Here is a 13,125-nt window from a genome sequence, read left to right as displayed (position 1 = left end):
CCGTAAGCCTTCCTGACGGACGCCGGCCGTACAGCTGCTTCGCACACAGGCCGTACAGCTGCTTCGCACACGGGTTTTAGAAAGGGCTGGCACAACTCTCGACAACCTCCCACACCACACCTGATGCTTCCTGTTGGCATGCGGGGGGACGAGTCAACGCCGGTCCATGGGAGACCGGCGCTTGAGCCGCACGCACGGAGAGGCAGAGAAGCAGCCATGATCCGACGCAGAACACTGCTGGCAGCCGCGGGAGGTGGCCTGCTCGGCAGCGCCCTGGCCACGGGCACCGCCGGCGCCGACGCGACCATCGCCGTCAACCCGTCGACGGCGTACGGCACTTGGGAGGGCTGGGGCACCTCCCTGGCCTGGTGGGCCAACGTCTTCGGCGCCCGGGACGACTTCGCCGACATCTTCTTCACCACCAAGTCGACGACGTACAACGGCACTTCACTCCCCGGCCTCGGCCTGAACATTGCCCGCTACAACCTCGGCGCGTGCAGCGGGAACAGCGTCAACGGCGAGAGCATGGTGGCGTCGCCCAACATCCCCGCCTTCAAGCAGGTCGAGGGCTACTGGCAGGACTGGAACAACGAGGACCCCACCTCCTCGGCCTGGAAGTGGACGGCGGACGCGACCCAGCGGGCGATGCTGCTGAAGGCGACGGCACGCGGCGCGACGACCGAGCTCTTCGCCAACTCCCCCATGTGGTGGATGTGCCTCAACCACAACCCCTCCGGCGCCTCCGGCGGCGGCAACAACCTCCAGTCCTGGAACTACCGCCAGCACGCCTCGCACCTGGCGGCGGTAGCCCTCTACGCGAAGCAGAACTGGGGCGTGAACTTCGCGACGGTGGAGCCCTTCAACGAGCCCTCCTCCAGCTGGTGGACGGCGACGGGCACGCAGGAGGGCTGCCACATGGACGCGAGCGTCCAGTCGGCTGTACTGCCGTACATGCGGAGCGAGTTGGACAAGCGCGGCCTGACGAGCACGAAGATCTCGGCATCGGACGAGACGAGCTACGACCTGGCGCGCACGACGTGGAACTCCTTCAGCTCGACCACCAAGGGGTACGTCAACCGGGTCAACGTCCACGGCTACCAGGGCTCGGGCGGCCGTCGCGACCTGCTCTACACGGACGTGGTGACGACGGCCGGCAAGGCCCTGTGGAACTCGGAGACGGGCGACATCGACGGCACCGGCATGACCATGGCGAGCAACCTGCTCTACGACTTCCGCTGGCTGCACCCCACCGCCTGGGTCTACTGGCAGGTGATGGACCCCAGCTCGGGCTGGGCGATGATCGCGTACGACGCGAGCACACTCCAGCCCGGCGCCGTCCAGACGAAGTACTACGTAATGGCGCAGTTCAGCCGCCACATCCGCCCCGGTATGACGATCCTCGACACGGGAGTGAGCTACGCGGCCGCCGCACTGGACAAGTCAGCGAAACGCCTGGTGATCGTCGCCGCGAACACCTCCTCCTCGGCCCAGACCCTGACCTTCGACCTCTCCCGCTTCACGACGGTGACGGGCGGCACGAACGGCCTGGTCCCGCGCTGGAACACGGTGACGGGCGGGGGCGGCGACCTCTACACCGCTCACTCGGACACGTACCTCTCCGGGAAGACGGTGGCCGTACCCTTCGCGGCGAAGTCGGTGCAGACGCTCCAGGTGGACGGCGTCACGATATGAGCCGCCGCCCCGGCCCTGGTCCCGCCCCCACAGGAATCCGGAAATCCTGACGCCCCCGTAGCTCTGCCGACCAGCGCATACCTCTCCCTATGTCGTTGGTCGGCAGTACGGTGTCCCCCATGCGCCCCGACACGCCTGCCGAGAACGTCGACCACACCGCCGAAGCGGCACGCCTGGAGCGGACCGCCGGCCTGTACCCCGCGGACGCCGAGGCCCTGCTGCTGCAGTCCGCGGCCCACCTGGAACTGGCCGGCGACCGCCCCGCCGCGACCACGCTCTACGACCGTCTGCTGTCCACTCCGGACACGCTGGAGAACCCCCACCTGGTACGGGCCCTGAAAGCCTCGAACCTCTGGGAGTACGGCCATGAGGCCGAGGCCCGCGCGATCATCGACGGAGTCCGCGCGTCCGCCCCGCGGGACGCGGCCCCCTGGGTGATCGTCGCCGAGGCCCTGGAGTCCCACGACGAACTGGAGGCGGCGCAGGCCACGTTCACGGAGGGGACGACCCTGCTCCTGACGGACGTGACGGAACCCCCGTACTCGACCCGCCCTCTCCTGTTCGGCCGCCACCGGGTGCGCCGCATGCTGGGCCTGCCCCACGACGACTGGGACGCCCTGGCCGACACCCTGCACTCCTCCCCGGTGTCCCTGGACGAGCTGCACGACCCCAAGCGGGTATGGTCCCTGGGCTCGGACAACCCGGCGGAACTCGAAGCGGAGATCTCCCGCCTCCGAGCGGAACTCGGCGCATACCGCGAGGCACTGTCCCGCCCCTTCCCGGTGGCCGTCCTGCACTGGGCACAGGGTGAGCTGGCGGAGCTGGTGGAGGCGTATCCCTCCCTGGCGACGGAGTACCCCTCCCGCGACGAACACCTCGCGACGATAGAGGCCTCGCTGCGGGAGCTGGCATCTTCGGGGACGCCGAACCTGGGGATCGTTACGGGGACGGTGCCGTCGTACGAGGCTTTCGCCGCGTCGGAGGGGTCGTCGCCGGGGGATGTGACCTTGCTGCCGCAGTATGCGACGACCTTGGCGGCTCGGGGGCGGGCTGTGGCTTGGCCTCCGCAGAGGGGGGCCGTCTGCTGGTGTGGCGCAGGGCGGTTTTATGGGGAGTGCCATGGACGACCTGTCTCTGGACCCGGCACCGACTGACTTGCAGCCAATGCCAAGACTTTAGAAAACCAAGGTCGGCCGCGGTCTCACAACGTACGGCCAAGAGGTGCTGACCAATGCGAGCTGAGGGGGTACAGATAATGGCCAAAGAATTTTCGGTCGAAGAAATTGAAGCCGAGGACGACGAGCAAGAGCAGATCAGTGAATACGACATCGTCTCATCCCCCAACGACTTCAACACCCTGACCATTAATAGCTTTATCGATCAAGGGGCTATCCAGACACCGGGGTTTCAGCGAAATTACGTTTGGGACATCAAGAGGGCATCCAAGCTGATCGAGTCGCTCATTCTAGGACTTCCCGTGCCCCAAGTGTTCCTCTATGAAGAAAACCGAAATAAATTCCTTGTCATAGATGGGCAACAACGACTCCTGACAGTCCACTTCTTCATGAGGGGAAGGTTCCCCAAAAAGGAGAAGCGCGGCGAACTCAGGAAGGTGCTGAACTCGGGGGCGGGTCTGAGTGAAGAACTCCTGTTGGACGATGAGTTCTTCACCCCCTTCAAGCTCCAGCTTCCGAAACTTCCCAACGGGACCTCTAATCGATTCTCGCGGCTCACATACGAAACCCTCGGTGACTACCAGAATCAATTCAATCTTCGAACGATTCGAAACGTAATCGTCAAGCAGGTCAATCCGAGGGACGACGACTCGTCCATCTTTGAAATGTTCAACCGCCTCAATACGGGTGGAGTGAACCTCAATACTCAAGAAATTCGAGCAAGCCTCTATCACTCGAAGTTCTTCGAGAACCTGTTCGCACTAAACGAGAACAAAGAGTGGCGTTCTGTCCTCGGCACAACGGACCCAGACTTCCGGATGCGGGACATCGAGATAATTCTGCGGGCCCTATCTCTCAACCGAGGGACAGAGACATACTCTGGCTCAATGACCAGCTTCATTAATTCATTCTGCAAGGAGGCCCAGGGTTTCGACGAAAGTCAGGTAAATCAGGTCACTGAAGACTGGGAGTGGTTCCTCGAAACGATTCAGGACTGGGATGAGTGGACATTCTGGCCCGGGCAGAAGAAGTTCAGTGCGCTCTTTTTCGAGTCGGTTTATTGCGCAGCGCAAAGCCTTCGCAAGGAGGGTCACGACCTGAAGAAACTGGATCACGCAAAAGTCGGAGCTTTCGGGCGCAGCAAGGATTTCTCTGCCTTCTCTCAAGAAGGATCCACAAAGACAACTAACGTAAGAGGACGGCTTACCGCAACTTACGATCTCATGCGCGCCGCCCTCGAAGAGGTATCACAGTGAGCCTGCCCGCGAAGCCGGTGGAACTCCTGTACAACGACCAGCAGCAGATGCTAGCCGAACTCCAGGTGCGCGAGCCCTCGTTCCACTCAACTCTGCAGACAATGTTGCCAAAGGTTCTGTTGCTCGCCGCCGCGAGCGAGTTTGAGCATTACGTGTGCCTGCATCTTCGGGGCTACGTGCGTGACCACGTGACTGCGCCCGGGGTCGTGTGGCTGGTAGACCGCAAGGCCATTAGCCGCCAATACCACACCTATTTTGATTGGCCGAATAGAAAGGCCGGGCCTTTTTGGGCCCTCTTCGGCAAAGAGCAGAAAAAGGTCATTGAAGCCGAGATAGCAGCGAAGGATCCGATACGCGAGGGCCAAGAAGCATTCTTGGAGATAGGAGCTGTCAGGAACGAGCTCGTTCACAGCAACTATGCGACATTCACCCTAAATAAGACAATTGATGAAGTCTACGGACTTTATCAAAAAGGGTCAGCCTTCATCGATGAGCTCCCTCGCCTGCTGCGCGTGCCGGTCGACTCTGGCAGGCAAACCACCCCCTGACGTGAGGCCTTCGTTGACAAGCCATCAGGACGAAACCCTGCCTATCGACATTTCGAGCGCTACGAAAATTGTTAGAGCTGTGGACGACAAAGAGTTGGAGAAGGTTCGCAAACACCTTCTCGGGCTGGACCCTGAAGGAAGTAAATTCGCAGCCATTCTACGCAAGACGATAGATCAGCTGCTCGACGGGGAAAACACTGGCCGTTATGACTGGCGCCAGCTCCACAAGACTGAAAAAACTCACGCAGGGACCCTCGTAGAGATCAACTTGCAGCGCGAGTTCGATTTCAATCCAGGTCGGGATATGGACTACGAGATCGCCGGCGTGGACGTGGACTGTAAGTTCTCCCAGGACTTGGGCGGCTGGATGATTCCGCCAGAAGCCATGGGGGAAATTTGTCTGGTTGTGTGGGCCGATGACCAAGTCAGCAAGTGGAGCGCAGGCCTATTTCGGGCAGACAGGGAGAAGCTCACGCGGAATGGGTTGGTGACTCGGAGGGGAAATCGAGACCATAAGTACCGACTCAATAAATCGAACCTTCATCTCATCGACTGGCTGTGGCATCTACAGCCACTCAAAGAGAACCTCTTGCTTCACCTTGACGATGAAACGCGCAACGCGCTCTACGCACCTACGTCGGGGCAGAAACGTGTCAACGAGCTCTTCCGGCGCGTGCAGAGGCGCCGAATTGACCGCAACGTAGTAAGGACTCTGGCTCAGCAGCACGATTACATGGCCCGCGTGCGGGACGATAAGGACCGTATACGCGCACGGCCGGCCCTGAGAGAAGAGGGATATATAATCCCTGGAGACTCTCGGAACCACCAAGCTGTTGCACAAGCACTCGGAGGTCCGGTTCCGGAAAAGGGAGAGTTTGTAAGTTTCAGGGTAGCTAAGGCACAGCCTCACCATGGAGATCGGCCATCGGTCGAACTCGATGGCTGCGCCTGGGTGGCCGTCGGCCCGGGTGAAAAGGAAGACCGGCCTGCCCCTAAGCTGCCTTCCCGATAGCCGAGGCGTGCAGGGGGTCTCATGGAAGTCGAGTGGCAACCACCAAGTGGCTCTTGGGCCTCATCTGCGGCAAGGCGCCGCAACATGCAGGCCATCCGAAGCCGGGACACCACCCCTGAGCGCCTGATCCGACGGCTCGTTCATGCCCAAGGCCTGCGTTATCGAGTAGCAGCCAGGCCACTGCCCGACCTTCGCCGGACCGCAGACATGGTCTTCCGCCCGGCGAAGGTGGCAGTCTTCATCGACGGCTGCTACTGGCACGGCTGCCCAGAACACTACGTGCCGCCCAAGACCAACTCGGGTTATTGGTCAGAGAAGGTCGCCCGGAACATGGCCCGGGACCGAGACACCGACCATCGGCTCACGGACGCAGGCTGGATGGTGCTCCGGTTCTGGGAACACGAACCGTCTGCAGAGTGTGCAGCCCGGATTGCCTCCGAGGTCGCCAAACGCCGTGCTAAGACGCCCCAGGCGGGCAATAAGAACGAGTAATCAGTTCCGCTTTCCGTTCCGCTCGCGCGCAGCTCGTAGAACATCGGCGATCGACTCACCGACCGCCTTGGCTACGGGCGGCGGGAAGGCGTTGCCCACCTGTCGGTACTGCGCGGTCTTCCCACCCGCGAACTGCCACTCTGGCGGGAAGCCCTGGATGATGGCGGCCTGCTGCACCGTAAGCATCGGCCCATCTACGCCGAAGAGATCGCGATCTTCGGTGCCCTTCTTCTTACAAGTCTCGGGGTCGTTGGCGACTCCGAGGCCATTGACACCGAGTAGCTTCCACGCGGCCTTTGCGCGACTGGGGCCAAGGTCCGCTCCCCCATGCTTCTTCGATCCGCCGACCAGCGTGGGAGCGATGCCTCCGCCCTTTTCCAGAAGCTCTGCATGACGCCTTTGCGCAGTCCCGAGCCAGCGGTCATACGCGTCGCGAGCCCGCTTCGCGTGAACGCCCTTGAAGTACGGCTCATACCGGGCTTTCATGGACACTTCCAGTGCCATCGCAACGCTGACGTGATCGTCACCGGTTGAGGCTGGCCATTCGTACTTGACATCCTTCAGGACGTCCTTCCGAAAGGCGACCAGGATGGCACGGGGACGAAGCTGCGGAACTCCGAAGTCGCTGGCCTCCAGGATGCCCCATTCGCACACCTCGTAACCAAGCCCGGCGTCCTTGACCAACTGACCGTCATCGGCGCGGTATGAGCCGCCTTGAAGCCGTGCCTTGATGTAGTCCCGGTAGTCATCGAACTTCGGGTCCATGATCCCACGTACGTTCTCAATCATGACTGCACGGGGATTCAGCTCGTCGACGAGTTTCAGCATCCGAGGGAACAAGTCGCGCTCGTCGTCTTTTCCGAGTTGCTTGCCGGCATGAGAGAACGGAGGACACGGGACGCCGCCTGCCAGGAGATCCAGGCCGCGCTGCCCGAGCAGCGTCTTGCTCTTCTGTAGATGCTTGTCCTGATTGAAGTCATTGACGTCTGTTGGGGGCAGAACGTCACAGTTTTTTCTCTCCCAAGCCCAGCCGGGCTGGGAGTCGACATTCTTACGCAGCGTCTCGGCCGCGTGTGGGTCGATCTCCACGAGGGCGAGATGGCCAAACCCTGCCCCATGCAAGCCGATAGCCTGTCCGCCAGCTCCGGCGCAGATCTCGATCGAGGTGAACTCAGGCTCCTCAATCTGCTCCTCGGAGCGCTCTGGTTCGTTCGTGCGGGTCATGCCCCCTCCTTACAGCCGTACTGCGGCAGACACATCTTGCAATCCACCATCACTGAGGGTGACAGACCCCACTGACAACGACCCCCCAAGTGTGCAGTACGCCTCGCACTTCGTTGAACGCACCCTCCGCCATGCCGAACACTCATACGATATTGATCATGCCGATCTCGCGAAGCCCTGTCTGGACCGAGGACGAACTGCTGCTGGCCGGAGCACTGGTCGTGAAGAACGGCTGGCACGAGCTGCGGACTGGAGACCCGGAAGTCCAGGAGCTGTCCGAACTGCTTCGCTCGCTGCCGATTCATGATCCAGAGGCTCTGACGCTTCCTGGCTTCAGATCTCCGGACAGCGTGAGCCGCAAGACAAGCGACTTCGCGTCCAATCACAAGCTGTATGCGGGCAAGCCCACGCGCTGCGGCAAGCCCACTTTGCTCATGATCGAAGCCTTCACCAACCGTGAGGCCGAGATGCTCCAGGCCGCCCAGGCGATCGAAGACGGCATCGGCTCTGGCGAGCTCCAGCTGATCCCTCCACAGCCCGACGAAGTCGACGAGACCGGTGCCACTGCCATCGAAGGACGTCTCCTCGTCCGCCGTGCACTCGCCCGGGAGCGGGATCCCAAGCTCCGCGCGCTGAAGATCAAGCAGATGCGGCACCGCGGTCGCGCCCTCCGATGCGAGGTCTGCGAATTCGACTTCGCGCGCACCTACGGAGACCTTGGCGAGGGCTTCATCGAAGTGCATCACGTCACTCCCCTGTACGTCTCCGGACTGCGGGAGACCAAACTCAACGATCTCGCGTGCCTGTGTGCCAACTGTCACCGCATGTGCCACAGGAGCCGTCCCGGAGAATCCTGGCGCACGCCGGCCTCTCTTCGCGAGCACATGCCGAACCCCGGACGGGCCAATAGCCACTAGGCCGCTTCCGCTTCGGCCTCGTAGTGCATCTGAGCCCGGTCGAGGAGGTCGTCCGGGTCATGGCCTTGGGCGGCCGTCCAATGCAGGAGGTCCGCGATCAGTTCCACCGCAGACGCCGCAAGGTCGGCGTCTCGGCCTTTGCTGCGCAGAGGGATGCCTCCACGTGCGCCCTCATAGTTCTCAAGCGCTTCGACGGCACGCTCAACGCGCCGACATGCGCTTCCCACACTGAGCCCAATCTCGCACCAGACCGCCTTGCCGACAGCCGTCAGTACCGTGCCCCAGTCCAGTGCCAGTGCCGCAAGTAAGTGCAGGCCTCGGCCGCACTCCTCATCACAACCCGAACTCTTGAGCGCCGGCATCGCGGGACTCTTGTCGTGGACTTCGAGCCGCAGCCGCTCGCCACTCCACTCGAGGACCAGGGCAGCTGCCGTGCCCTCCCCGACGTGTTTGACAACGTTCGTTGCCAGTTCCGTGACGAGCAGTTGCGCCTCATCCGAGGCCACGGGCATCCCCCACCGGTTCAGTTGCTTAACGGCAGCTCGCCGGAGCAGGGGCACTTCCGCCGACGCCGCCTCGAACGGCAGGACACAGCGGAGTCGGCGGTCGGTGACTTCGTTGCCAGGCACGGCGCTCTCTCCCTATAGCCACGCAGGCGTTGGGCCTGCCGTATCCGTACGGCTGCACTGCGTAGCCGCCTGAGAGCGAGCATGGCATAGAGAAGTCTCACCATGTAACTTCTCACCTGAATCGATCGAGTGAATCCGGTAGTGAGCCGGGTTCACCGCTACCTAGCCTGATGGGAATCTCCGGGCCCTCTCCCCAGTGCACGGCGAAGGAGTCGAATGTCCGAACGGACCACAACGCGTCGCCGCCAACTCGGCGCCATGATGCGCAAGTTGCGCGCTCGCAAGGGGCTGACACTTGAGGAGGCCGGGCGACTCGTCGGCGTCTCGAAGGCGACAGTCAGCCGCTACGAAACCCAGGCGGGACCAGTCAAGTGGATCGTGGTCGATGCGCTGTGCCGTGAGTATGGAGCAACTGAAGCCGAACGGAAGACCATTGTCGGTCTAGCGAAGGATGCCAAGCAGCAAGGCTGGTGGAGCTCCTTCGCGGACTCCATTCCCGAAAGCATGAACCTGCTGCTCACCCTTGAGGACGAAGCGGTACGTGAGAGCCACTTCTCCTGCGTCTACGTCCCTGGCCTCCTGCAGACGCGCGCCTACAGCACTGCACTGCAGAAAGCCAACGAAGTTCCGCTGGAAGAGGCGGAGATCGAGCGGCTGGTCGACATCCGTATGAAGCGACAGGAGATCCTCACCCGCCCAAAGCCACCGCGCTTGTGGGCGATCCTCGACGAGTCCGTCATCCGCCGCGTCGTCGGGTCACCTCAGACCATGAAGGAGCAGCTCGATCGGCTGCTCGAAGCGAACGAGTCCCCTCACATCACCCTCCAGGTGCTGCCCTTCTCCAAGGGAGCCCATGCCGCCGCGCTGGGAAGCTTCGTGATCATCGGCGGCCCCGAGCCGGCTCTCGACGTGGTGTACGTCGACTTCCATGCAGGCTCTCTCTTCCTGGAGAAGGACGAGGAACTGGACCGATACAGGCTTGCGTTCGAGTACCTCCAGGCACAAGCGTTGGACATGGAGGCTTCCTCCGCCCTGATCCATCGCGCCCTCAAGGAGCTGTGAATGCCCGGGAGTCCTCATCCCGCGTCCGAGCTTAGGTGGTTCAAGTCGTCGTACAGCGGCGGCAATACGACCGAGTGCATAGAGGCGGCGTTCGTCCCTTTTGGCGTGCTCGTAAGGGACTCCAAGCAGCCAGAGGGTGTTCATCTGATGATCTCTGCAGGGGCTTGGTGCGACTTCCTGGCGGGCGTGTGCACAGCTTCCTCGTAACGAAGCCCGATGCGTATCAGTGGTTCAAGTCCTCCTACAGCGGCGGAAGCGGAACCGAGTGCGTCGAGTGTGCGCATGCCAGTGACTGCACACTCGTGCGTGACTCCAAGCGTGTCTCTGGGCCCGTCATGGCTGTTCGAAGAAGCACCTGGGGAGCCTTCGCAGGTGCACTGGGTCGAGGTGAACTGGGAGGGCGCTGATGGAGGGCGTCCGTCGCCGTCTTATCTGACCGCGCCTCCAACCCAGACCACAACAGAGCCGATCCCACGGTGGGCCGCAATCCGATCGCCGAAGTCGATGGCAGAGCGTAGTGAAGCGGAGCGGGCCAGCCAGCGATCGTCGGAACATGCGCGCATCGCCCGCCCGCTCAATCACCGCGGACTGATGGCGCCAAGACTGCCGCGTTGCGCCGCCACTGCGCCGGTATACGTCTCGCGAGTCAGGGCCCCGGGCGCAACGCCGAGTTCGGCGAGGACGGAGCGGACGTCGTCCAGGGCCGCGCTCACCTCGTCCTCATCGACGAGCGTCTCTACTTCGAGAAACGTCCCATCGATCTCGGGTACGTGGACGAGCGTGGCAAGCATGCGGCGGCCGAGTGCCTCGAACTCGTAGTTGCGGCAATACTTCTCGAACGCGATGACCTCGACGTAACCGAGGCCGCGCAGGATCGCGTGCGTGGCGGCCGCGTCCCCGACTCGGGTCTCTTGCTCGGGTTTGGACCGGGAGTCCTCGTCGATCGCGGCGTCCTTGAAGGTGAGCACGGTCCGCGTGCCGTCCATGCCGTCCACCGTGCGGACACGCAACTCCTGGTCCGCCTTCTCCAACGAACCGTCGGGCCGGTCGTAGTACGCATCTCGGTACACCACAACGCGGGCTTCCACACGCTCGTCGAGCTTCCGAGTGATCGCCTCAGGCGAGTGGACCCGGGCCTTCAGCTCCGCTTCGATCACGGTCTTCCCCTTCTCCTTGTCACACGGCGCTCCGCGCATCAGCAATTACTGCTTCGAAGCATGCTGTAGCGCCGGGCAGTGACGCCGTCCGACTCTGCCAGCAAGTTGGTGCGCCCCTGATCGCAGTCGAAGGCTTCGTTACATCTGGCAAGTTCTGGCAAGCTTCTGTCCTCCAAAGCGATACGGGCGGCAGGCTCTGGCATACGGATCGTCACCTACGAGAGAGGTGGACCCATGACCCTACGCAAGCTCGGCCAGGACCCCGAGAGCCCTAGCGGTGGCTCGCCCACGGTGTATCTGGACGAGGAGAAGGACACCTATCTCGTGCAGGGGTGGAAGGTGCTGGACGACGAGCGGCTCGGCCAGATGGACATCCCCGGCCACGAATCCGTGGTGGAGATCCCGCGACGCATGGTCCAGTTCTTCTTGGAGGTACAGCGTGACCACGGTTCCGACGTTTGAGGAACTGTTCCGCAGCTGCCGCGAATCGGCGGTCCATCTGGAGATGCGGGACGCCTACATGAAGTCGGACCCGGCGTATCTCGACTGGGACGCCGGCGTGGCGATCAACCCCGCCGAGAGATGGGCCGACTGGCTCGCCCTGGTCTCCGAGGCCACCAGCCGAGGAGTGAGGGTCCGCCGCGCCCGCATCGTGTCCGAGCCGGTGAGCAAGTACATCCGGTTCGAGCACGAGGTGACGAACGGCCTGAACATAGCTGCTGGCGAAGAAGTTTGCTGGCTGCCGCGCAGGAAGGCCACCAGCATCGCCCTGCCTGGCAACGACTTCTGGCTGTTCGACTCGTCCCTGCTGCTGGTGAACCACTTCGATGGCGAGGGCGAGTGGCTGGAGCCGTCTCTCAGCACCGACCCCCAGGAGGTCAAACTGTGCGCGAGCGCCTTTGAGGCGGTGTGGGAACTGGGCATCCCGCACGCCGACTACCAGCTCGCCTGATCGGTAGGCGAAAAGTACAGAGCAACGCCATGCCATCCCCTTCCTCCAGCGTCCAGGAGGCCCGAAAGGCTCTCGGTCAACGCCTGCGCGAGATCCGGCTCGACGCCGGGCTCACCGCGCGGGCGTTGGCTGTAGTCGCCGGCTGGCACGAATCCAAGTGCTCCCGGTACGAGAGCGGGGCCCGTAGTCCCTCTGAAGCCGATCTTCGGGCGTGGGCACTGCACTGCGGTGTGCCGCACCTTGGCGACGAACTCGTCACGACGGCACGTGGTATCGACGGCATGTACGTCGAGTGGCGACGCATGGAGCGATCCGGGCTGCGTCGCGCGCAAGAGTCTGTGGTTCCACTCTGGGAACGCACCCGTCGCTTTCGTATCTATTCTTCCTGGCTCATCCCGGGCCCAGTGCAGACGGCCCCCTACATTGAAGCCCTGCTGAAGTCGATCCGCGATCGGCGTCAACTGGTCGACGACGTCGAAGAGGCAGTGCGCGTGCGCGTCGCCAAGCAGCACGTCGTCCACGAAGGCGGTCACAGCTTCGCAATCGTGCTGGAGGAGGCCGCCCTGCGTTATCGCATCGGCGGCCCCGACGTGATGGCCGGGCAACTCGGCCACCTACTCACCGCCGCTTCCCTCCCGTCCGTCTCGCTCGGAATCATCCCGCTGACCGCCGACCGGTCTCGCATCTGGCCGGTTGAAGGTTTCTTCCTGTACGACGCCGAGGTGGCCAACGTCGAACTAGTCTCCGCGCACCTCACTGTGACGCAGAGCCACGAGATCGACCTGTATGCGCGGACCTTCGCGGCACTGCAGGAGCTGGCCGTCTACGGCTCGAAGGCTCGTGAGCTGATCACCTCGGCAATCGACGCGCTCGGGTGATCGTCGGCAAGTTCTGGCACGTTCGTTGAGGGCGCACCCGGCCGCTTCCTAGCGTGATTCGCATGGCGGAAACGGTGACTCCTGACGTAGGTGAGCTCGTCTACGACACCAAGCAAGATCGTGTCGGCGAG

Annotated in this window: 16 protein-coding genes; 13 read left to right on the top strand and 3 right to left on the bottom strand. The window is 62.7% G+C overall.

The window, feature by feature from the left end:
* Positions 1-216: 216 nt before the first annotated feature.
* From ACZ4EG_RS00890 to ACZ4EG_RS00865, 6 genes are all read left to right on the top strand, one after another.
* Positions 217-1,692: a glycoside hydrolase gene (locus tag ACZ4EG_RS00890; protein WP_467789065.1), complete on the top strand. Its 1,476-nt coding sequence runs from the start codon at positions 217-219 to the stop codon at positions 1,690-1,692.
* 119 nt (positions 1,693-1,811) lie between these two features.
* Positions 1,812-2,846: a hypothetical protein gene (locus ACZ4EG_RS00885; protein ID WP_467789064.1), complete on the top strand. Its 1,035-nt coding sequence runs from the start codon at positions 1,812-1,814 to the stop codon at positions 2,844-2,846.
* Positions 2,847-2,923: 77 nt separating this feature from the next.
* Positions 2,924-4,123 carry a GmrSD restriction endonuclease domain-containing protein gene (locus ACZ4EG_RS00880; RefSeq protein WP_467789063.1) on the top strand — a complete coding sequence of 400 codons (1,200 nt, stop codon included), beginning with the start codon at positions 2,924-2,926 and terminating at the stop codon, positions 4,121-4,123.
* Entirely contained in the window at positions 4,120-4,671 is a 552-nt protein-coding gene (locus tag ACZ4EG_RS00875) for a HEPN domain-containing protein (protein WP_467789062.1), read from the top strand. Before ACZ4EG_RS00880 ends, ACZ4EG_RS00875 begins: the two co-directional genes overlap by 4 nt.
* Before the next feature lie 79 nt (positions 4,672-4,750).
* Positions 4,751-5,683: a NaeI family type II restriction endonuclease gene (locus ACZ4EG_RS00870; protein WP_467789061.1), complete on the top strand. Its 933-nt coding sequence runs from the start codon at positions 4,751-4,753 to the stop codon at positions 5,681-5,683.
* A gap of 21 nt (positions 5,684-5,704) precedes the next feature.
* Positions 5,705-6,175 carry a very short patch repair endonuclease gene (locus tag ACZ4EG_RS00865; protein ID WP_467789060.1) on the top strand — a complete coding sequence of 157 codons (471 nt, stop codon included), beginning with the start codon at positions 5,705-5,707 and terminating at the stop codon, positions 6,173-6,175.
* Here ACZ4EG_RS00865 and ACZ4EG_RS00860 read toward each other — a convergent pair whose 3' ends face one another.
* Positions 6,176-7,399, bottom strand: a complete 1,224-nt coding sequence (locus tag ACZ4EG_RS00860; RefSeq protein WP_467789059.1) for a DNA cytosine methyltransferase — start codon at positions 7,397-7,399, stop codon at positions 6,176-6,178. It abuts the gene before it with no gap.
* Positions 7,400-7,557: 158 nt separating this feature from the next.
* On the opposite strand from ACZ4EG_RS00860, the gene ACZ4EG_RS00855 reads away from it, so the two are divergent.
* Complete coding sequence (locus tag ACZ4EG_RS00855) at positions 7,558-8,316, top strand: HNH endonuclease (protein ID WP_467789058.1); 759 nt, start codon at positions 7,558-7,560, stop codon at positions 8,314-8,316.
* On the opposite strand, the gene ACZ4EG_RS00850 is transcribed toward ACZ4EG_RS00855, so the two are convergent.
* A complete protein-coding gene (locus ACZ4EG_RS00850) occupies positions 8,313-8,945 on the bottom strand; it encodes an ATP-binding protein (protein ID WP_467789057.1) in 633 nt (210 codons plus the stop codon). The genes ACZ4EG_RS00855 and ACZ4EG_RS00850 overlap by 4 nt on opposite strands.
* A 216-nt stretch (positions 8,946-9,161) precedes the next feature.
* On the opposite strand from ACZ4EG_RS00850, the gene ACZ4EG_RS00845 reads away from it, so the two are divergent.
* The 3 genes from ACZ4EG_RS00845 to ACZ4EG_RS00835 are packed head-to-tail and all read left to right on the top strand — an operon-like array spanning position 9,162 to position 10,414.
* A complete protein-coding gene (locus tag ACZ4EG_RS00845) occupies positions 9,162-10,007 on the top strand; it encodes a helix-turn-helix domain-containing protein (protein WP_453557313.1) in 846 nt (281 codons plus the stop codon).
* Positions 10,008-10,214: a DUF397 domain-containing protein gene (locus tag ACZ4EG_RS00840; RefSeq protein ID WP_467789056.1), complete on the top strand. Its 207-nt coding sequence runs from the start codon at positions 10,008-10,010 to the stop codon at positions 10,212-10,214.
* Positions 10,175-10,414: a DUF397 domain-containing protein gene (locus tag ACZ4EG_RS00835; protein WP_467789055.1), complete on the top strand. Its 240-nt coding sequence runs from the start codon at positions 10,175-10,177 to the stop codon at positions 10,412-10,414. Before ACZ4EG_RS00840 ends, ACZ4EG_RS00835 begins: the two co-directional genes overlap by 40 nt.
* A gap of 171 nt (positions 10,415-10,585) precedes the next feature.
* Here the strand turns inward: ACZ4EG_RS00835 and cyaB are convergent, their stop codons facing one another.
* Positions 10,586-11,164 (bottom strand): class IV adenylate cyclase, encoded by a 579-nt coding sequence (gene cyaB, locus ACZ4EG_RS00830; protein WP_467789054.1) that lies wholly within the window; start codon positions 11,162-11,164, stop codon positions 10,586-10,588.
* Between the two features lie 234 nt (positions 11,165-11,398).
* Between cyaB and ACZ4EG_RS00825 the strand changes: the two genes are divergently transcribed.
* Genes ACZ4EG_RS00825 through ACZ4EG_RS00815 form a run of 3 tightly spaced genes read left to right on the top strand, consistent with a single transcriptional unit; the run spans position 11,399 to position 12,994 of the window.
* Positions 11,399-11,626, top strand: coding sequence for a hypothetical protein (locus tag ACZ4EG_RS00825; RefSeq protein ID WP_453557305.1), 228 nt, complete (start codon positions 11,399-11,401; stop codon positions 11,624-11,626).
* Positions 11,604-12,116: a DUF6879 family protein gene (locus tag ACZ4EG_RS00820; protein ID WP_467789053.1), complete on the top strand. Its 513-nt coding sequence runs from the start codon at positions 11,604-11,606 to the stop codon at positions 12,114-12,116. Before ACZ4EG_RS00825 ends, ACZ4EG_RS00820 begins: the two co-directional genes overlap by 23 nt.
* Before the next feature lie 29 nt (positions 12,117-12,145).
* The gene (locus ACZ4EG_RS00815) at positions 12,146-12,994 is read left to right on the top strand and encodes a helix-turn-helix domain-containing protein (RefSeq protein ID WP_467789052.1); all 849 of its coding nucleotides are present in this window, start codon (positions 12,146-12,148) and stop codon (positions 12,992-12,994) included.
* The last annotated feature ends 131 nt before the right edge of the window (positions 12,995-13,125 follow it).

Source organism: Streptomyces sp. NPDC025638 (genome assembly GCF_055558775.1).
The sequence above is the reverse complement of the archived record's forward strand: the minus strand, read 5'-3'. Positions and strand labels throughout refer to the sequence as shown.

Excerpts from the sequence above, each read along its gene's own strand:
- ACZ4EG_RS00880 (WP_467789063.1), top strand. The coding sequence starts at position 2,924 with ATGCGAGCTGAGGGGGTACAGATAATGGCCAAAGAATTTTCGGTCGAA.
- ACZ4EG_RS00840 (WP_467789056.1), top strand. The coding sequence starts at position 10,008 with ATGCCCGGGAGTCCTCATCCCGCGTCCGAGCTTAGGTGGTTCAAGTCG.
- ACZ4EG_RS00885 (WP_467789064.1), top strand. The coding sequence starts at position 1,812 with ATGCGCCCCGACACGCCTGCCGAGAACGTCGACCACACCGCCGAAGCG.
- ACZ4EG_RS00825 (WP_453557305.1), top strand. The coding sequence starts at position 11,399 with ATGACCCTACGCAAGCTCGGCCAGGACCCCGAGAGCCCTAGCGGTGGC.
- ACZ4EG_RS00860 (WP_467789059.1), bottom strand. The coding sequence starts at position 7,399 with ATGACCCGCACGAACGAACCAGAGCGCTCCGAGGAGCAGATTGAGGAG.
- ACZ4EG_RS00865 (WP_467789060.1), top strand. The coding sequence starts at position 5,705 with ATGGAAGTCGAGTGGCAACCACCAAGTGGCTCTTGGGCCTCATCTGCG.
- ACZ4EG_RS00890 (WP_467789065.1), top strand. The coding sequence starts at position 217 with ATGATCCGACGCAGAACACTGCTGGCAGCCGCGGGAGGTGGCCTGCTC.
- ACZ4EG_RS00815 (WP_467789052.1), top strand. The coding sequence starts at position 12,146 with ATGCCATCCCCTTCCTCCAGCGTCCAGGAGGCCCGAAAGGCTCTCGGT.
- ACZ4EG_RS00845 (WP_453557313.1), top strand. The coding sequence starts at position 9,162 with ATGTCCGAACGGACCACAACGCGTCGCCGCCAACTCGGCGCCATGATG.
- ACZ4EG_RS00855 (WP_467789058.1), top strand. The coding sequence starts at position 7,558 with ATGCCGATCTCGCGAAGCCCTGTCTGGACCGAGGACGAACTGCTGCTG.